This window comes from Streptomyces nogalater, assembly GCF_039532885.1.
Classification (GTDB): domain Bacteria; phylum Actinomycetota; class Actinomycetes; order Streptomycetales; family Streptomycetaceae; genus Streptomyces; species Streptomyces nogalater.
The window spans coordinates 315,996-334,877 of sequence record NZ_BAAASM010000002.1 but is presented as its reverse complement, the minus strand read 5'-3'; the positions used below and the strand labels follow the sequence as shown (position 1 = coordinate 334,877).

General features: G+C 71.4%; 18 protein-coding genes. 9 read left to right on the top strand and 9 right to left on the bottom strand.

Annotated features, from left to right (window positions below; all coding sequences use genetic code 11):
- Positions 1 to 180: 180 nt before the first annotated feature.
- Positions 181 to 1,968 (top strand): glyoxylate carboligase, encoded by a 1,788-nt coding sequence (gene gcl / locus ABD350_RS03465; protein WP_344346166.1) that lies wholly within the window; start codon positions 181 to 183, stop codon positions 1,966 to 1,968.
- 694 nt (positions 1,969 to 2,662) lie between these two features.
- On the opposite strand, the gene ABD350_RS03460 is transcribed toward gcl, so the two are convergent.
- From ABD350_RS03460 to ABD350_RS03445, 4 genes are all read right to left on the bottom strand, one after another.
- Positions 2,663 to 2,896 carry a hypothetical protein gene (locus ABD350_RS03460; protein ID WP_030777988.1) on the bottom strand — a complete coding sequence of 78 codons (234 nt, stop codon included), beginning with the start codon at positions 2,894 to 2,896 and terminating at the stop codon, positions 2,663 to 2,665.
- A gap of 415 nt (positions 2,897 to 3,311) precedes the next feature.
- Positions 3,312 to 4,775 carry a catalase gene (locus ABD350_RS03455; protein WP_344346164.1) on the bottom strand — a complete coding sequence of 488 codons (1,464 nt, stop codon included), beginning with the start codon at positions 4,773 to 4,775 and terminating at the stop codon, positions 3,312 to 3,314.
- Between the two features lie 172 nt (positions 4,776 to 4,947).
- Entirely contained in the window at positions 4,948 to 5,838 is an 891-nt protein-coding gene (locus tag ABD350_RS03450; protein WP_344346163.1) for a 2-hydroxy-3-oxopropionate reductase, read from the bottom strand.
- A 69-nt stretch (positions 5,839 to 5,907) separates the two neighbouring features.
- On the bottom strand, positions 5,908 to 6,765 hold the full coding sequence (locus tag ABD350_RS03445; RefSeq protein ID WP_344346162.1) for a TIM barrel protein: 858 nt from the start codon (positions 6,763 to 6,765) through the stop codon (positions 5,908 to 5,910).
- Positions 6,766 to 6,914: 149 nt separating this feature from the next.
- Here ABD350_RS03445 and ABD350_RS03440 point away from each other — a divergent pair, with 149 nt between their 5' ends.
- The 8 genes from ABD350_RS03440 (at position 6,915) to ABD350_RS03405 (ending at position 14,137) form a co-directional block, all read left to right on the top strand.
- Positions 6,915 to 7,178, top strand: coding sequence for a YkoF family thiamine-binding protein (locus tag ABD350_RS03440; protein WP_344346161.1), 264 nt, complete (start codon positions 6,915 to 6,917; stop codon positions 7,176 to 7,178).
- Between the two features lie 47 nt (positions 7,179 to 7,225).
- Complete coding sequence (locus ABD350_RS03435; RefSeq protein WP_234469983.1) at positions 7,226 to 7,537, top strand: helix-turn-helix domain-containing protein; 312 nt, start codon at positions 7,226 to 7,228, stop codon at positions 7,535 to 7,537.
- A gap of 163 nt (positions 7,538 to 7,700) precedes the next feature.
- The gene (uraD, locus tag ABD350_RS03430) at positions 7,701 to 8,213 is read left to right on the top strand and encodes a 2-oxo-4-hydroxy-4-carboxy-5-ureidoimidazoline decarboxylase (protein ID WP_344346160.1); all 513 of its coding nucleotides are present in this window, start codon (positions 7,701 to 7,703) and stop codon (positions 8,211 to 8,213) included.
- A 4-nt stretch (positions 8,214 to 8,217) separates the two neighbouring features.
- The gene (uraH, locus tag ABD350_RS03425; RefSeq protein WP_344346159.1) at positions 8,218 to 8,619 is read left to right on the top strand and encodes a hydroxyisourate hydrolase; all 402 of its coding nucleotides are present in this window, start codon (positions 8,218 to 8,220) and stop codon (positions 8,617 to 8,619) included.
- A gap of 4 nt (positions 8,620 to 8,623) precedes the next feature.
- Positions 8,624 to 9,547, top strand: a complete 924-nt coding sequence (pucL, locus tag ABD350_RS03420; protein WP_030778004.1) for a factor-independent urate hydroxylase — start codon at positions 8,624 to 8,626, stop codon at positions 9,545 to 9,547.
- Positions 9,548 to 9,611: 64 nt separating this feature from the next.
- Positions 9,612 to 11,024, top strand: coding sequence for a nucleobase:cation symporter-2 family protein (locus ABD350_RS03415; RefSeq protein WP_344346158.1), 1,413 nt, complete (start codon positions 9,612 to 9,614; stop codon positions 11,022 to 11,024).
- 68 nt (positions 11,025 to 11,092) lie between these two features.
- Positions 11,093 to 12,478 (top strand): 8-oxoguanine deaminase, encoded by a 1,386-nt coding sequence (locus tag ABD350_RS03410; protein WP_344346157.1) that lies wholly within the window; start codon positions 11,093 to 11,095, stop codon positions 12,476 to 12,478.
- A 291-nt stretch (positions 12,479 to 12,769) separates the two neighbouring features.
- Entirely contained in the window at positions 12,770 to 14,137 is a 1,368-nt protein-coding gene (locus tag ABD350_RS03405; RefSeq protein ID WP_344346156.1) for a nucleobase:cation symporter-2 family protein, read from the top strand.
- A gap of 103 nt (positions 14,138 to 14,240) precedes the next feature.
- Here the strand turns inward: ABD350_RS03405 and ABD350_RS03400 are convergent, their stop codons facing one another.
- The 5 genes from ABD350_RS03400 to ABD350_RS03380 all read right to left on the bottom strand — a co-directional run bounded on the left by ABD350_RS03400 (position 14,241) and on the right by ABD350_RS03380 (position 18,867).
- Positions 14,241 to 14,663: an acyl-CoA thioesterase gene (locus ABD350_RS03400; protein ID WP_344346155.1), complete on the bottom strand. Its 423-nt coding sequence runs from the start codon at positions 14,661 to 14,663 to the stop codon at positions 14,241 to 14,243.
- Between the two features lie 83 nt (positions 14,664 to 14,746).
- The gene (locus ABD350_RS03395) at positions 14,747 to 15,367 is read right to left on the bottom strand and encodes a hypothetical protein (protein WP_344346154.1); all 621 of its coding nucleotides are present in this window, start codon (positions 15,365 to 15,367) and stop codon (positions 14,747 to 14,749) included.
- 272 nt (positions 15,368 to 15,639) lie between these two features.
- Positions 15,640 to 16,239 (bottom strand): histidine phosphatase family protein, encoded by a 600-nt coding sequence (locus ABD350_RS03390; protein ID WP_344346153.1) that lies wholly within the window; start codon positions 16,237 to 16,239, stop codon positions 15,640 to 15,642.
- A 77-nt stretch (positions 16,240 to 16,316) separates the two neighbouring features.
- Positions 16,317 to 16,916 carry a DUF4232 domain-containing protein gene (locus ABD350_RS03385; RefSeq protein WP_344346152.1) on the bottom strand — a complete coding sequence of 200 codons (600 nt, stop codon included), beginning with the start codon at positions 16,914 to 16,916 and terminating at the stop codon, positions 16,317 to 16,319.
- Between the two features lie 28 nt (positions 16,917 to 16,944).
- Positions 16,945 to 18,867, bottom strand: coding sequence for a trypsin-like serine peptidase (locus ABD350_RS03380; protein ID WP_344346151.1), 1,923 nt, complete (start codon positions 18,865 to 18,867; stop codon positions 16,945 to 16,947).
- Between the last annotated feature and the right edge of the window lie 15 nt (positions 18,868 to 18,882).

Sequence of the window (18,882 nt, the reverse complement as noted above, 5' to 3'; positions counted from 1 at the left end):
TGTTTTCCGGTCCCCGGACCGCTCTTGACGACCTTCGCCCACCCGCTTACATTGCTTCCAGATAGTAGAAGTTATATTCCGCAATACGGAAAAGGTTGCGGAGACTGACGATCGGGAGACCGTGCTCACCGCGGGGCGCGACGGGAGTACGCATCCGAGAGGCCGAAGCAGGAGTACTCGATGGCTCGTATGACCGCTGCCCGCGCGGCAGTTGAGATCCTCAAGCGCGAGGGCGTCACCGACGCCTTCGGTGTGCCGGGCGCGGCGATCAACCCGTTCTACAAGGCCCTCAAGGAGGGCGGTGGCATCAACCACACCCTCGCCCGCCACGTCGAGGGCGCCTCGCACATGGCCGAGGGCTACACCCGTACCAAGCCGGGCAACATCGGCGTGTGCATCGGCACCTCCGGACCGGCCGGCACCGACATGATCACCGGCCTGTACTCCGCCATCGGCGACTCCATCCCGATCCTGTGCATCACGGGACAGGCGCCGACGCACGTCATCCACAAGGAGGACTTCCAGGCCGTCGACATCGCCTCGATCGCCAAGCCGGTCACGAAGATGGCGGTGACCGTCCTGGAGGCCGCGCAGGTCCCCGGCGTCTTCCAGCAGGCCTTCCACCTGATGCGCTCCGGCCGCCCCGGCCCGGTCCTGATCGACCTGCCGATCGACGTCCAGCTCACCGAGATCGAGTTCGACCCGGAGACCTACGAGCCGCTGCCGGTCTACAAGCCGACCGCGACCCGTGCCCAGATCGAGAAGGCCCTCACCTTCCTGCTGGAGTCGGAGCGCCCGGTCATCGTGGCCGGCGGCGGCATCATCGGCGCCGACGCCTCCGACCTTTTGGTGGAGTTCGCCGAGCTGACCCAGACCCCGGTCGTCCCCACCCTGATGGGCTGGGGCGCGCTGCCCGACGACCACGAGCTGAACGCCGGCATGGTCGGCGTGCAGACCTCGCACCGGTACGGCAACGCCAACTTCCTGGAGTCCGACTTCGTCCTCGGCATCGGCAACCGCTGGGCCAACCGCCACACCGGCTACAAGCTCGACGTCTACCGCCAGGGCCGCAAGTTCGTCCACGTCGACATCGAGCCCACCCAGATCGGCAAGATCTTCCCGCCGGACTACGGCGTCGTCTCCGACGCCAAGGCCGCCCTGGAGCTGTTCGTCGAGGTCGCCAAGGAGCTGAAGGCGGCCGGCAAGCTGCCCGACCGCGGCGCCTGGGTGGCCTCCACCCAGGAGCGCAAGGCCACCCTGCTGCGCCGTACGCACTTCGACAACGTGCCGATGAAACCGCAGCGCGTGTACGAGGAGATGAACAAGGCCTTCGGCCCGGACACCCGGTACGTCACCACCATCGGCCTGTCCCAGATCGCCGGCGCGCAGATGCTGCACGTCTACAAGCCGCGCCACTGGATCAACTGCGGCCAGGCCGGCCCGCTCGGCTGGACCATCCCGGCCGCGATCGGCGTCGCCAAGGCCGACCCGGACTCCCCGGTCGTCGCGCTCTCCGGCGACTACGACTTCCAGTTCCTGATCGAGGAGCTGGCGGTCGCCGCCCAGCACAAGATCCCCTACGTCCACGTCCTGGTGAACAACGCCTACCTGGGCCTGATCCGTCAGGCGCAGATCGGCCTGGACATCAACTTCCAGGTCAACCTGGAGTTCGAGAACATCAACACGCCGGAGCTCGGCGTCTACGGCGTGGACCACGTCAAGGTCGCCGAGGGGCTCGGCTGCAAGGCCATCCGGGTCACCGAGCCGGACCAGCTGGGCGCCGCCTTCGAGCAGGCGAAGAAGCTGGCCGCGGAGTACCGGGTGCCGGTCGTCGTGGAGGCGATCCTGGAGCGGATCACCAACATCTCGATGAGCCGCACCATGGACATCAGCGACATCTCCGAGTTCGAGGACCTGGCCACCGAGCCCGGCCACGCGCCGACGTCGATCAAGACGTTGAAGGTCTGACAGACCGGACACAAGCCAGGGGCGGCCTGCCCGGGGGGACGGGCCGCCCCTTCGCCATGCCCACAGCCGAATCCACCGCCCCCGACCCCACCGCCGCGGTCGCCCCCCGGTCCGGCCGGCACCGCGCCGTACTCCCCGTACCGGCCGTACGCGTCGCCGAAGCACCGGCGGTAGCCGGCACCCGGCGAAGCCCGGCACGAGGACGGCCGGCGCCCGCTCGCCGTACGGCGCGACGCAGAGCAGCAGTTCCTCCTCGGACAGGCCGTCGGGGCCCTGGAGCAGCGGCCGGCGCTCGCGCAGCGCCGCCGGCACACGGCGGGCCGCCCGGGTGCGCCGGGGCGGCAGCGGGCGCAGCAGCCCCTCGGCCGTCAGCCCGGCCCGCAGCCGGGCGAGGGCCCGGCGCACCACGGCCCGCACGGGCGGTTCCGACGGACCGGCGGGCCGGTACAGGCCGGTGCGGACCGCCTTCTCCAGCGGGTGCCGCACCGACGCGGCCACGCCCGTCGCGGTCTCGCGCAGCGTGCCGGGCCGGCCCGCCTCGACCGCCCCGCGCAGACGCGGCGCGACCACGGCGACGGTCACGGCGGCGCGGTCACCCCCGCGCAGCAGCGTGACCGCGTACGGGTCCGGCACGGCGGGAACCGATGCCGAGGTGTGCGTAGCCGGGCCGCGTTCCTTGCCGCAGTCGGCGCCGTCAGATGTCGTACTCCCCGAGTCCGGGCCAGTCGTCCGGGCCGCCGCCCTGCCATTCGATCAGGTCGCTCTCCTCCACCTCGATCCGGTCCAGGTCGGCCAGCCGCAGGATCTCCACGACATCGTCCAGGTGCGAGGCGATCCCCAGCGTCACATCCCCCTCGGTGACCCGCCGGGAGCCGTCCAGGGCGGGGGAGTGGACCACGATGTGCGGGTGCTGTGTCGGGTTGCCCATGCCTTCAGCGTGCTGCGCATACGGGGGACGCGCACGCCGGAGCCCCGGACGCGGACAGCGCGAAGCGCTCCCTCCGGACCGGAGGGAGCGCTTCGCGCACGTATGGTGACCGTCCGACGGCGCGAGGCTGGGCGCGACAGGTCATTCGCGCCGCCGGACGGGGCTCGGGTACCTCCGGGGTGATGCCGGAGGTGGGGCTGGGACCGCGGTGGCGGCGACGGAGGCGGACGTCCCTTCCCTCTGGTCGAGAAGGGAGCCCGGTTCTCCTTCACCACCGCACTGGCTCGCACGCCACCGCGGTCCTCGCCCTGCCCGCCGTACCGGGTGATCACCCCTCATCCGGATCACCCGGGGCGGCGGGGCCTTCGCGTCCGGGGCACGACCTCCCCGTCACGTCCCGGACGCAGCCTTGGGACTAGTCCTCGCGCAGGGCGCGGACCGCCTCCTCCACGCGCTTGCCGTACTCGGGGTCGGCGGCGTGGAAGTGGGCCAGGTTCTTCTCGATCACGTCGTCACGGGAGACCTGCGAGAGGCCGCCGGCGATGTTCGCGACGAGACGGGACTTCTCCTCCTCCGACATCAGCCGGTACAGCTCGCCGGCCTGGAAGAAGTCGTCGTCCTTGGTGTGCGCCGGGGCGACGTGGCTGCCGGTGTAGCCGGCCACCGCGAGCGGGGCGGACAGCGGGCGGCCGGTCTCCACCGGGCCGTCGTAGGAGTTCGGCTCGTAGTTCTTGGCGTGCCGGCCCTGGCCGTTGACCGCCATGAAGCCGTCGCGGCCGTAGTTCCGGGCACCGCCCGGGACCGCCTTCGGGGCGTTCACCGCGAGCAGGGTGTGGTTGACACCGAGGCGGTAGCGGTGGGCGTCCGCGTAGGCGAACAGCCGGCCCTGGAGCATCTTGTCCGGGGACGGGCCGATGCCGGGCACGAAGTTGTTGGGGGAGAACGCGGCCTGCTCGACCTCGGCGAACACGTTGTCCGGGTTGCGGTCGAGGACCAGCCGGCCCACGCGCTGGAGCGGGTAGTCCTTGTGCGGCCAGACCTTGGTCAGGTCGAACGGGTTGAAGCGGTAGTCCGCCGCCTCGGCCGCCGGCATGATCTGGACGTACAGCGTCCAGGACGGGTGCACACCGCGCTCGATCGCCTGGAGCAGGTCGGTCTGGTGCGAGTTGGGGTCCTTGCCCGCCAGCTCCTGCGCCTGCTCGGTGGACAGGCAGCGGATGCCCTGGTTCGTCTTGAAGTGGTACTTGACGAAGAAGGCCTCGCCCTTGGCGTTCGTCCACTGGTAGGTGTGCGAGCCGTAGCCGTTCATGTGGCGGTACGACGCCGGGATGCCGCGGTCGCCCATGAGCCAGGTGACCTGGTGCGTGGCCTCGGGGGCGTGCGCCCAGAAGTCCCAGACGTTGTCGGGCTCCTGCTTGCCGGTGAACGGGTCGCGCTTCTGCGAGTGGATGAAGTCGGGGAACTTCAGCGGGTCCTTGATGAAGAACACCGGGGTGTTGTTGCCGACGAGGTCGTAGTTGCCCTCTTCGGTGTAGAACTTCACCGCGAAGCCGCGGGGGTCGCGGACCGCGTCGGCACCGCCGAGGTTGTCGGCGACGGTGGAGAAGCGCACGAACACCTCGGTGCGCTTGCCGATCTCGCCGAGGAAGTCTGCGTGGGTGTAACCGGTGACGTCGTCGGTCACCTCGAAGTGGCCGTACGCGCCGGAACCGCGGGCATGCACGACACGCTCCGGGATCCGCTCGCGGTTGAAGCGCGCGAGCTTCTCCAGGAGGTGCTGGTCCTGGATCAGGAGCGGGCCGCCGACGCCGGCGGAGGCGGAATTCTGGTTGTCGGCGACCGGTGCGCCGGACTCTGTCGTGAGCACGCGCTTCGACATCGTGGACCTTCCGTGCGGGTGTCAGCGGAAAACTGTTTCCGCTTTGTGGAGCCTAGAAGTGGGGCGATCTGAGCGTCAACACTTTGTTGAAACCGATTCCGGGCCGCGGCGCCGCCTGGGCGCGACAGGACAGGTGTCAGCGGCGCCGCGGCCCGGAAGTTCCGAGGGGTCGTCAGACCTGGGCGCCGGACAGGCGCTCGACGGCCCGCAGCAGGGCCGAGTGGTCCAGGCCGCCGTCGCCCTGGGCGCGCAGGCTGGCGACCAGCTGGGCGACCACGGCGCCGACCGGGAGCGCGGCACCGACGTTGCGGGCGGCGTCGGTGACGATGCCCATGTCCTTGTGGTGCAGGTCGATACGGAAGCCGGGCTTGAAGTCGCGGTTGAGGAAGTTGTCCTTCTTCCGCGCCAGCACGGTCGAGCCGGCCAGACCGCCGTTGAGGACGTCCAGGGCGGCCTCAAGGTCCACGCCCGACTTCTCCAGGAAGACCACGGCCTCGGCGCACGCCTGGATGTTCACGGCGACGATCAGCTGGTTGGCGGCCTTCACCGTCTGGCCCGAGCCGTGCGGACCGCACAGCACGATCGTCTTGCCGAGCGCCTCGAAGATCGGCTTGGCCTGGTCGAAGTCGGCCTGCTCGCCGCCGACCATGATCGACAGCACCGCCTCGATGGCGCCGGCCTCACCGCCGGACACCGGGGCGTCGAGCACCCGGATGCCCTTGTCCTTGGCGGCCTTGGCCAGGTCCACGGAGGTCTGCGGGGTGATCGAGGACATGTCGATCAGCAGGGCGCCGGACTTGGCGTTCTCCAGGATGCCGTCCGGGCCGTAGGCGATGGCCTCGACCTGCGGGGAGGCGGGCACCATCGTGATGACCACGTCGGCGTCGCGCACGGCCTCGGCGATGGAGCCGGCCGCGCTGCCGCCGGCGGCGGCCAGGCGGTCCAGCTTCTCCTTCTCCAGGGTGTAACCGGTGACCTGGTAGCCCGCCTTGATCAGGTTCTCGGACATGGGGGAGCCCATGATGCCGAGGCCGATCCAAGCGATCTTGGGAAGGTTGCTCATTTCGGGGGTGCCTCTCTTACTGCGGCAAGTACGTCTGTGAAGGGCGGCCGGTGCGCGGGGGCCGGCGGCTCAGCGGGCCGCGCGGGCCTCGCGCGGGAGCCAGTCGAACGCCTCGGCGCTCGGGCGGTCGCCCGGCTTGTACTCCAGGCCGACCCAGCCGTCGTAACCGGCCTTCCTCAGCCGGCCGAGCAGCTCCTCAAGCGGGAGCGAGCCGGTGCCGGGGGCGCCGCGGCCGGGGTTGTCGGCGATCTGCACGTGCCCGGTCTTCGCCGCGTAGGCGTCGATGACCGCGGGCAGGTCCTCGCCGTTCATGGACAGGTGGTACAGGTCCATCAGGAACTTGGCGTTCCCGAGCCCCGTCGCCGCGTTCACCTTGTCGACGACCTCCACCGCGGCCGGCGCCGACACCAGCGGGTACAGCGGCGATTCGGGCTTGTTCAGAGCCTCGATCAGCAGGATGGCACCGATCCGGTCGGCCGCCCGGGCCGCGAGGACGAGGTTCTCCAGGGCCAGCGCGTCCTGCTCGGCCGGGTCCACGCCCTCGACCCGGTTGCCGTACAGCGCGTTGAGCGCCGTGCAGCCGAGGGAGGCCGCGAAGTCGGCGGCCACGTCGATGTTGGCGCGGAACTTCTCCGACTCCTCGCCCGGCAGCGACAGGGCGCCACGGTCCGGGCCCGGCAGCCGCCCGGCGTAGAAGTTCAGGCCCGTGAGCCGGACTCCCGCGTCCTCGATCGCCTTCTTCAGGGCGTCCAGCTCGGACCGGGCCGGAGTGGGGGAGTCGATCCAGGGCCACCACAGCTCGACCGCGGAGAAGCCCGCCGCGGCGGCGGCCGCGGGGCGCTCCAGGAGCGGGAGTTCCGTGAAGAGGATCGACAGGTTGACGTTGAAGCGCTGGTCTGCGGCGGTGCTCCACTCGAAACCTGGCATTCGGGCCGCGCTCCCTTCCGTTGGGTCGAGATTCCGTATTACGGAAGTTCGTTTCTGCGTAATGGAAGATTGCCGTCGTGTGTCGCCGCTTGTCAAGAGGGGTCCGCGAGAGCCGCCCCCATGACGGCCTCGCGCGTTAGGTTGAGCGCGTGCGATTGAGAGTGGAGTTCACGACCGAGCCCTTCGACCTGGACGAAGCGCCCGCGCACGCCCTGGTGGCGCGCGAGGTCATAGAGACGGCAGAGCTGGACGCCGTGGACGTCGGCCCCTTCGGCAACACCGCCGAGGGCGGCGCCGACCGGGTGCTCGGCGCGGTGGAGGCGCTGCTGCGCAAGGCCCTCCAGGCCGGCGCCACCCGGGTCTCGCTCCAGGTCAACGTGATCGGTGACGAGGCCGGGGAGGGTGATAGGTGACCGGCGACGAGCCCTTCATCGCGGCGGTGAAACCGCTGGTCGACGCCATGGGTGGGACGATGCTCCCGCCCGACGAGGCCGGTCCCGAGGACGTCGTCCTCGCCTGGGAGGGCGCCGACGTCGTCGCCGTGCGCCTGCCCCAGCTGGCCGACTCCCTCGACCACATCCTGGCCGCCATGGAGCGCAAGGAGGGCCGGCCGCTGGCCGATCTGGACCGCAAGGCCAAGCAGGAGGTCGTACGGATCCTGGAGGCGCGCGGCGCGTTCGCGGTGCGGCACGGCGTGGAGACCGTGGCGAGCGCGCTCGGCGTCAGCCGCTTCACGGTCTACAACTACCTCAACCGCGAGAAGGGCCTCTGACCGGGGCGGGAGTGGGGCGGGAGCGGGGGCGCAAGGGCCGTTCGGTCCCCAACCCGGCTTGTTACGCGGAATTTTCAACAAAGTGTTGACGTGGTGTTTCCGAGGGCGTTAGCTATCCGCAGCCCGTTCAGCACAACGGCCCGAAGCGGCCACGGAGGCTCCCGTGACTACCACTTCCACGCCCCCGGGCCTGTCCCGGTTCAACGCTCTGGAGGAGCGCGAAGCCCTCGCCGCCCTCCACGAGGCGTGCGCCTCCATCGAGTGGGCCCGGCGACTGCTCGCCGCCCGCCCGTACGCCACCCCGGAGGACCTCTACACCGCCAGCGACGCCGCCACGGCCGAGCTGACCCCCGCGGACCTGGCGGAGGCGATGGCCGGACACCCGCCGATCGGGCGGCCCAAGCCCGGCGACCCGACCTCCGCCCGCGAACAGCGCGGCATGGCCGGTGCCTCCGACGAGCTCAAGGCGGAGATGCTCGAACTCAACCTGGCCTACCAGGAGAAGTTCGGGCATGTCTTCCTCATCTGCGCCACCAGCCGGACCGGCGAGCAGATGCGCGACGCGGTCAAGGAGCGGATCGGCAACTCGCCCGAGCAGGAGCGGGAGATAGTCCGCACCGAGCTGGGCAAGATCAACCGCATCCGACTGGCCCGACTCGTCGAAGAGGACGCCTGACACCATGAGCACCAGCACCACCGCCTCCGTGTCCACGCACATCCTGGACACCTCGATCGGCCGCCCCGCCGAGGGCGTCGCCGTCCACCTCTCCGCCCGCCTCGGGCGCGAGGCGGACTGGCAGGCGCTCGGCGGCTCGGCGACCGACGCCGACGGCCGGTGCAAGGACCTGCCGGCCCTGCCGGAAGGGACCACCCACGTGCGGTTGGACTTCGCCGTCGAGCCGTACTTCGAAATTTCTGCGAAGAAGCAAGCCGATGCGCAGCAGGACGCCCCCGCGAATCGGGACAGCGGTGCCGTGTTCTTCCCCGAGGTGGCGATCACCTTCGCCGTGGTGCCCGGGGAGCACTACCACGTACCGCTGCTGCTCAACCCGTTCGGCTACTCCGTTTACCGAGGGAGCTAGCTACATGCCGACCATCCTGGGACAGAACCAGTACGGCAAGGCCGAGAACCGAGTCGTCAAGATCACGCGGGACGGCGCCACCCATCACATCAAGGACCTCAACGTCTCCATCGCGCTGAGCGGCGATATGGAAGAGGTCCACTACTCGGGCTCCAACGCCAACGTCCTGCCGACCGACACCACCAAGAACACGGTGTTCGCGTTCGCCAAGGAATACGGCATCGAGTCCGCCGAGCAGTTCGGCATCCACCTCGCCCGGCACTTCGTCACCAGCCAGGAGCCGATCCACCGGGCGCGCATCCGCATCGAGGAGTACGCCTGGGAGCGGATCGAGACCTCCGACGCCAACAGCAAGTTCATCGGCGCGGACGACGTCAAGCACTCCTTCGTCCGCAAGGGCCAGGAGGTCCGCCTCACCCAGATCACCTACGACGGTGAGAAGTGGGAGGTCATCTCCGGCCTGAAGGACCTGGTCGTGATGAACTCGACCAACTCCGAGTTCTGGGGCTACGTCAAGGACAAGTACACCACCCTCCAGGAGGCGTACGACCGTATCCTCGCCACCCAGGTCTCCGGCCGCTGGCGGTTCAACTGGACCGACGACGCGCAGAAGATGCCCAACTGGGAGAAGTCCTACGAGCAGGTCAAGAAGCACATGCTCCACGCCTTCGCCGAGACCTACTCGCTCTCGCTCCAGCAGACGATGTACCAGATGGGCTCGCGCATCATCAACAACCGCAGCGAGATCGACGAGGTCCGCTTCTCGCTGCCCAACAAGCACCACTTCCTCGTGGACCTCGAGCCGTTCGGACTCAAGAACGACAACGAGGTCTACTTCGCCGCCGACCGCCCCTACGGCCTCATCGAGGCCACCATCCTGCGGGACGGCTGTGAGGCCCGTATCCCGGTCGACATGACCAACCTCTGACGCGGGACGCCCGCCCCCGGCCCGGCCTGACGGGCCGGGGGCGCGCTACACCGGAGGGAACAAAATGGCACAGCCTGCAAAGGGGCCGGCGAAAGCCCCGTGTTCCACCCCGCCGGTGCACATAATGGACGCCGTCACGTCCGTGCACCCGGTGGACGAGAAGCTCCACCCCTCGCGGCTCGTCCCCGCCGCGCTCCAGCACATCGCCGCAATGTACGCGGGCGTTGTCACTCCTCCGCTCATCATCGGTCAGGCCTGCGGGCTCGACATCGGGGCCCGTACCCGGCTCATCGCCGCGAGCCTGCTCATCGCGGGCATCGCGACCATCCTCCAGACCATCGGCGTCAAGGGCTTCGTCGGCAACCGGCTGCCCTTCGTCAACGCCGCCTCCTCCGCCGGCATCGCCCCCATCCTCGCGATCGCCGAGACCAACGGCCAAGGACACCAACTCCCCGCGATCTACGGCGCGGTGATGGTGGCCGGTGCCTTCTGCCTGGCACTCGGACCCTTCTTCGGCCGGCTGCTGCGCTTCTTCCCGCCCCTGGTCACCGGCGTGGTCATCACCCTGATCGGCGTCACGCTGATGCCCGTCCCGGTGGGCTGGGCCCAAGGCGGCGACAAGACCGCCGCCGACTTCGGCGACATGCGCTACCTGGCGCTCGCCGGGTTCACCCTCGCCGTCATCCTGCTGATCCAGCGCTTCGGCAAGGGCTTCGTCAAACAAGTCGCCCTGTTGTTCGGACTGCTCGTCGGCACCCTGGCCGCGATCCCCTTCGGCATGGCCGACTTCAGCGGCATCAAGTCCGCGCCCGTGGCCGCGCTGCCCACCCCCTTCGCCTTCGGCGCCCCGGAGTTCCAGCCCGCCGCGATCCTGTCGCTGTGCATCGTGATGCTGGTGCTGATGACCGAGTCCAGCGCCGGCATGCTCGCCCTCGGCGAGATCTGCGACCGCCGCGCCGACGCCAGGACCATCACCCGGGGCCTGCGCACCGACGGCCTCGCCACCCTGATCGGACCGGTCTTCGGCGGCTTCCCCACCTCCGCCTTCGCCCAGAACGTCGGCGTCGTCTCGCTCACCCGGGTACGCAGCCGGTACGTCGTCGCCGTCGCCGGCGGCAGCCTGATCATCCTCGGCGCCTTCCCGGTCCTCGGCGCGGTCGTCTCCCTGGTCCCCATGCCGGTGCTCGGCGGCGCGGGCATCGTCCTCTTCGGCTCCATCGCCGTCAGCGGCATCCGGACGCTCTCCGAGGCGGGCCTGGACGACAGCTCCAACATCATCCTGGTGGCCGTGGCACTCGGCGCCGGCATCATCCCGCTGGCCGCGCCGACCTTCTACGCCGACTTCCCGGCGTGGGCGCAGACCGTGCTCGGGTCCGGCATCAGCGCCGGCGCGCTCGTCGCCGTCCTGCTGAACCTCTTCTTCCACCACCTCGGCACCCGGAGCCGGCAACCGGCCCCGGTACTCGAATCCTCCTAGGGTCCTGCCGTGCCCACCCCGTGGATCCCCCCTGGTCCACGGGCCGCCACCGAAAGACAAGGAAGCAGATGGGACCATCGGCAGCCCAGCGCGTCGTCATCGAGAACTGTGCGATCGCGACCGTGGACGCGGGTGACACGGAGTACGCCTTCGGGTACCTCGTCCTCGCCGGCAACCGGATCGAGGCGGTCGGCGCGGGCGAGGCCCCCAGGACACTGGAGAACGTGGTGCGCCGGATCGACGGGCGCGGCCACCTGGCCACGCCCGGCCTGGTCAACACCCACCACCACTTCTACCAGTGGATCACCCGGGGCCTGGCCACCGACCACAACCTGTTCGACTGGCTGGTGGCGCTCTACCCCGTCTGGGCACGGATCGACGAGCGGATGACGTACACGGCGGCGCAGGGGTCCCTCGCCATGATGGCCCGGGGCGGTGTCACCACCGCCATGGACCACCACTACGTCTACCCGCGCGGCTCCGGCGACCTGTCCGGCTCGATCATCCGGGCCGCCGCCGAGATGGGGGTCCGCTTCACGCTGGCCCGCGGCTCGATGGACCGCGGCGAGAAGGACGGCGGGCTGCCCCCGGACTTCGCCGTGGAGACGCTTCAGGACGCGCTGCGGGCGACCGAGGAGACCGTCGAGCGGCACCACGACGCCTCCTTCGACGCCATGACCCAGGTGGCGGTCGCCCCCTGCTCCCCCTTCTCGGTCTCCACCGAACTGCTCCGCGAGGCAGCCGAGCTGGCGCGCCGGCTGGGAGTGCGGCTGCACACCCACGGCTCGGAGACGGTGCAGGAGGAGAAGTTCTGCCACGAGCTGTTCGGCATGGGCCCCACCGACTACTTCGAGTCCACCGGCTGGCTCGGCGAGGACGTGTGGATGGCGCACTGCGTCCACATGAACGACTCCGACATCCGGGCCTTCGCCCGCACGAAGACCGGTGTCGCCCACTGCCCGTCGTCCAACGCCCGCCTCGGCGCCGGTATCGCCCGCGTCCCCGATCTGCTGAAGGCGGGCGTCCCGGTCGGCCTCGGCGTCGACGGCACCGCCTCCAACGAGTCCGGCGAACTCCACACCGAGCTGCGCAACGCCCTGCTGATCAACCGGCTCGGCGCCCACCGCGAGGCCGCGCTGAACGCCCGTCAGGCGCTGCGGCTCGGCACCTACGGCGGCGCCCGGGTCCTCGGCCGGGCCGATCAGATCGGCTCGCTGGAACCCGGCAAGCTGGCCGACGTGGTGCTGTGGAAGATGGACACCCTCGCCCACGCCTCCATCACCGACCCGGTGACCGCGCTGGTCCTCGGCGCGCCGGCCCCGGTCACCGCGTCGTTCGTCAACGGCCGGCAGATCGTCGACAACGGCCGGCTGCTGACCGCCGACGAGGACGCCATCGCCGTCGGCACCCGGGAGGAAGCCCGGCGCCTGGCCCGGATCGCCGCACAGGACTGATCAGCGGCCCCACCCCAAGACTCCGGCCGGGAGGGACGGCTCCCGGCCGGAACCGTGGATCCGAGCGGGATCCACGGCGATGCCGTCTCCGGGGCGCGTGTGGACGCACGCCCCCGGAGACGGTCACCCCACATCCCCCGTCACGTTCCACGCACCCCACACCGCTCCACACCCCCACACACTCGTCACCGCTTATCTCGCCACCCCCCGCGTGGGTCCCGCACGACCCACCGCACCACCTCCATGAAACCCACGTCGACGATGACGTGTCACCCGCCCGGAGGAGCCGCCGTGGCCGCCCATCCCGTAGACGAGAAACTCCCCGCCCTGAAAATGGCGACCAGCGGACTGCAGCACGTGGCCGCCATGTACGCCGGTGTCGTCGCACCACCGCTCATCGTCGGCGCGGCCATCGGCCTCAGCGCGACCGAGCTGACCTTTCTCACCGGCGCCTGCCTGTTCACCGCCGGCCTCGCCACCTTCCTCCAGACGCTCGGCTTCTGGAAGATCGGCGCCCGGCTGCCCTTCGTCAACGGCGTCACCTTCGCCGGTGTCGCCCCCATGACCGCGATCGTCGCCTCCACCGAGGACAAGTCCGACGCCCTGCCGATCATCTTCGGCGCGGTCATCGTCGCCGGTCTGCTCGGCTTCGTCGCCGCCCCCTTCTTCAGCAAGGCGATCCGCTTCTTCCCACCGGTCGTCACCGGCTCCGTCATCACCCTGATCGGCGTCTCCCTGCTCCCCGTCGCCTTCGGCTGGGCGCAGGGCCCCGATCCCCGGGCCGACGACTACGGTTCGACCACCTACCTCACCCTGGCCGGCCTCACCCTGCTGATCGTCCTGCTGCTGCGCCGCTTCACCCGCGGCTTCGTCAAGCAGATCGCCGTGCTGATCGGCCTGGTCGTCGGCACGCTCATCGCGATCCCGTTCGGCGTCACGGACTTCGGCCCGGTCGCCGACGCGAACGTGGTCGGCTTCCCCACCCCGTTCCACTTCGGCGCCCCCCAGTTCGAGCTCGCCGCGATCCTCTCCCTGTGCGTGGTCATGGTGGTCTCCATGACCGAGTCGACCGCCGACATGCTGGCCCTCGGCGAGATCGTCGAACGGCCCGCCGACGAGAAGACCATCGCGGCCGGCCTGCGCGCCGACACCCTCGGGTCCGCGCTCAGCCCGCTGTTCAACGGCTTCATGTGCAGCGCCTTCGCCCAGAACATCGGGCTGGTCGCGATGACCCGGATCCGCAGCCGGTACGTCGTCGCGGCCGGCGGCGGCTTCCTGGTCCTGATGGGCCTGTGTCCGATGGCCGCCTCGCTCATCGCGGTCGTGCCCCGGCCGGTCCTCGGCGGCGCCGGCATCGTGCTGTTCGGATCGGTCGCCGCGAGCGGCATCCAGACCCTGGTCCGGGCCGGTCTGGACAAGGACAACAACGTGCTGATCGTGGCCGTGTCCCTGGCGGTCGGCATCATCCCGATCACCGCGCCGGGGTTCTACCACTCCTTCCCGGAGACCGCGAAGATCGTCCTGGACTCCGGCATCTCCACCGGCTGTGTCACGGCCGTGGTGCTCAACCTCCTCTTCAACCACCTCGGCAAGGGCCGGGAGGCCCAGGACGTCACCCATCCCATGGAGTCGGGGGAGGAGATCGCCGCCGTCCGCTGACACCGGGCGCCGTGCGTCGGCACCGGACGCCGGCACCGGCGCCGATCCGGCCGGGGGAGACGTGGGGCACCGTCACCCCCGGCCCCTTCCCGTGCCCGGGGGCCTACAGGCCGAACAGGCCGGGGTCCGTCGCCAGTTCCTTGAGCACGGCGCGCGGGTCGGCGACCAGCTTGCGCTCGGTGAGGTTCATGAGGCCGCCCACCCCGGTGATCTCGGCGGCGAGCGTGCCGTCGGTCTTGCGTATCTCCTGCCGGATCCGGAACGTCTTGCCCTCGCCCCACTCGAAGGCGCAGGTCACGTCGACCTCGTCGCCGGCGAGCAGCTCCCGCCGGAAGCCGATGGTCGTCTCCAGCGCCACCGGGCCCACACCCTGGCCCACCAGCCGGGCCTGGCTGATCCCGGCGGCCTGGAGCAGCGACCAGCGGGCGTGCTCCGCGTAGTTGAGGTAGACCGCCTGGTTGAGATGTCCCTGGGTGTCGGTCTCGTAACCGCGGACGGTCACCCGGACGGAAAACGGTTCGGCCACTGCGCGCCCTTCTCGTGTTCGGTGCTGCGGTCGTTCGGTGGTGTGGTCGTTCGGTGCTCGGTCGACCGATCTTGACACGCCGGTCACACCCGGCGCGGCGAGGCCAGCAGAAAGCGGGCTCTCGTCCTGGGCTCGGTGTACTCGCCCGCCTGCCAGCCGGCCTCCTGAAGCGTCGCCGCGCAGGCCGCCAGCGCCGCGCTGTGGGGCGCGTACACCGCGACCGCCTCCGGCTGCGGTGTCGCCCGGACCCGGTACCCGTCCGTGTCCCCGCCCGCCGGACGGTGCCCGGCCGCCTCCAGCGCCAGCGCCGCGGCCCGCACCAGATGCGTCCGCTCCCAGCCGCACGGCCGGTCCACGGCACCGTCCGGATTCGTCATCCTCCGCAGCTCCAGCAGCCCCTGCCACGCACCGCGCACCTCGCGGAGCCGGGCCGGGCCGGACACCGGCGGCTCCTCCTCGCCGCCGACCCGGGCCGTGAACACCCCGGTGTCCGGCGTGGAGTCCGCCGGCGGCTCGGGTATCGCCTCCCGGACGCGGTGGCCGGCCGGGGTGAGGAAGTGGTCGTGCGGCGGCCGGGGATGCCGGAAGGCCAGGCCCCGCTTCACCAGCGCCGCGAGCTGGGCCGGCGTACCGCGCAGCCGGCCGGTGACCGGATCGGCGGCCTCGATCACCCGCCGCTGAGCGGCGGACGGCGGTCGGGTCACGGGCTGCTCCTTCCGACATCGCTCACTGGCACTGTTCACTGGTACCGCTCACTGGGGCCCCGCCCGTACGGACGGCCGCACGGACCGTCGTACGGCCCCAGTCGAAGAGTACGGCGGGGGACTGACAACGGCCGGTGCGCGGCGGACCGTCGCCGGTGGCATGCGGGGATGTCAGGGGATGTCAACTGTGGCAAGCGGGTTGGCCGTCCGGGGCGTGCCCGTCACGGCTCGGGGCCTGCCGGGACCGTCACCCCGTGCCCGTACGCCCGCCGTTACTCCGGGGGCCGGATGTTCCAGCCCGCCACCACATGCCGGCCGTGCTCCGTGCCGAGGCGGCACAGCGCTCCCGTCGCGAGCTGGAAGAGGGCGCCGTGCCGGGGTGACAGGCCCAGGCGGCGGGCGGTGAGCACACGGAGGAAGTGGCCGTGCGCGATCAGCACGACGACCCCCTCGGTGTTGGCGAGCGCGGCGTCGGCCTTGGCCAGCATCCGGTCGGCGCGGTCCCCGACCTGCTCGGGCGTCTCGCCCGGACGGTCCGGGGGACCGGGCGCGACCCCGTCGGTGAACAGGAACCAGCCCGGCCGGCTCCGCTGGATCTCCGGCGTCGTCACGCCCTCGTAGCCGCCGTAGTCCCACTCGCACAGGTCGGCGTCGACCCGCGCGTCCGGGATCCCGATCAGCTCGGCGGTCTCGCGCGCCCGCTGGAGGGGGCTGACGAAGGCCGCCCCGATCCGGTGCGAGCGGATCAGCGGGACCAGCCGGCGCGCCTCGTCCCGCCCGCGCTCGGTGAGCGGTACGTCGGTCCGGCCGGTGTGCCGCCCGGACCGCGACCACTCGGTCTCCCCGTGCCGGACGAGAAAGAGGTCACCCATGACGGCACGGTGTCACAGGGCCGCCGCCGCCCGCAGGACGGACTGCGCCAGACGGCGTTCCCCGGCGCCCGCCGCCGTCAGGTCCCGGCCTCCGTACGCTGTGGCGGGGCCATGGCGATGGTCTCCCCGCACGCGTCGAGTACGGCGGCCTTCCCGTGCGCGTCCGTGACCGGGACGACCGCGCCGTGGGCGTCGTGCGGCGCCGTCACGACGGCCTCGTGCTGCCGTACGCACCAGGTGTCCGCGCCCGGCGTGCCGCGGCGGGTGTAGCGGAGGTCCACGGTGACGGCGGCCCGGCCGGGCAGGGCGACGGCCGCGGGACGTCCGGAACCGGCGCCCTCGATGCCGTCCGCCTTGCCGTTGTGGATCTCCAGGCTCGGGTAACCCGCGAACACGCAGGCCCCGGAACCCTTGTTGACGGCGGTGAGGCGGGCCCCGGACCGGTCGCCTCCCCGCTGGGCGCCCGCACCGTCGAGCAGTGACAGCGTCCACGTCAGTGCGGCGGTCCGGCAGGGCGGTGCGGTGGCCTCCGGTGTGGCGGTCGTGGTGGCGGTCGTGGTGGCGTCCGGTGTCGCGGTCGTGGTGGTGTCGCAGGCCGTCAGCGTCAGATGGGCCATGAGCGCGAGGCCGGTCGTGAGCGCGGCGAGGCCGCCGGCCGGCCGGGTGGTGGCGGGCATCGTTCCCCCTTCAAGTGCCGTGGTGCGGTCAGGTGCCGGGGTGGACCAGCGTGTACTCGGTGCCGAGGGCCTTGGTGCCGGTGTCGGCGTACAGCGTGGTCTCCCCGTTGGACCAGCGCACGACGAGGTCGTCGGCCCGGCCGTCGTGGCGGAAGGCGCCGGCCGTCAGCACCCGCGCCTGCTTCCACAGGTTGTTCGGGCCGCGCACCCGGGACGGGGTGCCGGGTCCCGCGGCCGAGACGTCGGCGTAGGTGTCGAGCGCGCCGTCGGCCCAGCGCACCAGCAGGTCCCCGGCGGCCGTACCGCCGAAGTCGCCGCCGGTCAGCAGGGCCGCCTTGGTCCAGGCATCGCCCGCGGGAAGGAGCCGGGTGCCGGGGCCGAGGCCGCCGGTGCCCACCTTCGGGTACAGGGAGAGCCCGCCGTCGGCCCAGCGGACCAGCAGGCCGGTGCCCCCGTCCGCCCGGAACGCCCCGGCGGTGAACTGGGCGGCGTTCTTCCACACCGAGCCCGGCGCCGCCAGCCGGATCTCCCGGCCGAGGCCCGAGGGGCCGGGCTGTGGGTAGAGGGTGACCTCGCCGTCGGACCAGCGCACCAGCAGCCCCGCCCGCCGGCCATCGGCGAAGGTGCCGCCGGTCACGGTACGGGCGTGGGTCCAGGTGGAGTTGGCCGGCCGCAGCCGCTTCTCGGCCCCGAAACCGCCCTTGCCGTCGCCCGGGTGCAGGGTGACCCCGCCGTCGGTCCACACCACCAGCAGATCACCGTGCCGGTCGCCGGTGTACTCGCCCGAAGCCATGAGCGCGGCCTTGCGCCAGCGCCCGGCACCGCCCGGCAGGCTGCCGCTCAGGCCCCGGTACGCGGGCAGGTCGGCGGGCGGCGCCTGATCGGCGACGGCGCGGCCGAGGAGGTACGCGGCGTCGGCGCCGAACGCGGTGGCGTAGCTGACGTAGTCCACGTTGGCGTCGTTGCCGCCGCCGTTGTAGCCGCCGAGGTTGCCGATGACGTGGCCGGTGCGGGCGTCGTCCTTGTAGTCGGTGATCCACGGGCTGCCGGACACCCCGCCGTAGTAGCCGCCGCAGGTCATCGACAGCTGCCGGTAACCGCGCAACTGGGTGGTCGGCACCGTGCACTTGACGGCCCGTCCGGCGGTGTTGTGCCGGTGGGAGGGGTAGCCGACGACGGTCACGCCCCGGTGGGTGTAGCCGGCGGGCCGGGTGAAGGTCAGTCCGCCGCCCACCGCGTCCTGGAGGGACTTGCCCCACTGGTTGGCCGAGACCCGGGCGAACGCGGTGTCCAGGTCGGACGCGGCCTTCTTGGTGGTGGACGAGCCCCGGTCGGGCACGTACCGCGGGTCGATGAAGATCCGCTTGATGTGGAAGATGCCGTACGGCTGCCGGTCCGGGGCCGCGCCCTTGACGAACTTCGGGACGAAGACGTAGTCGCCCTTCATGTTCCGCGCGCAGTGGGCCGCGGTGAGCACGATGTTGCGGGCCTTGGTGTCGATGACGCTGCCGGTGCAGTGCCAGGTGGTGCCGCGCGGCCCGTCGGAGCCGAAGAACGTGCCGACCAGCCGGGTGCCCTGGAACAGGGTGCCCTTCGGCCGGGCCGCCGCGGCCGCCGCGGACGGCGGCGTCGGACGCGCCTGCCGCAGCGCGTCGAGCGGCCGCGCTGCGGCCATGCGCTCGGCGGTCCAGAACCGCGCGGCCTGCCGTGCCTCCTGCCCGGCGGCCGGCGCGGGCGCCGCGGCCCGCGCGGCCGGTACCGCGAGCGCGGTCAGCGCTGCGCAGAGCAGGGCGACGACCGCCCCGCGCCTGCCGCGCGCGGACGGTCTTCCGGGCGCGTCCGGATGTCCGCAGGCGTCCGGTCTTCCGTACGAGAACACTGCCGTTTCCCCCTGGTCGATGGAGCGGACCGGGGGCGCGGCGGTGCGGTGCGGCGCTGGTCGGGCGCGCACCGAGGGCTCGTCGCG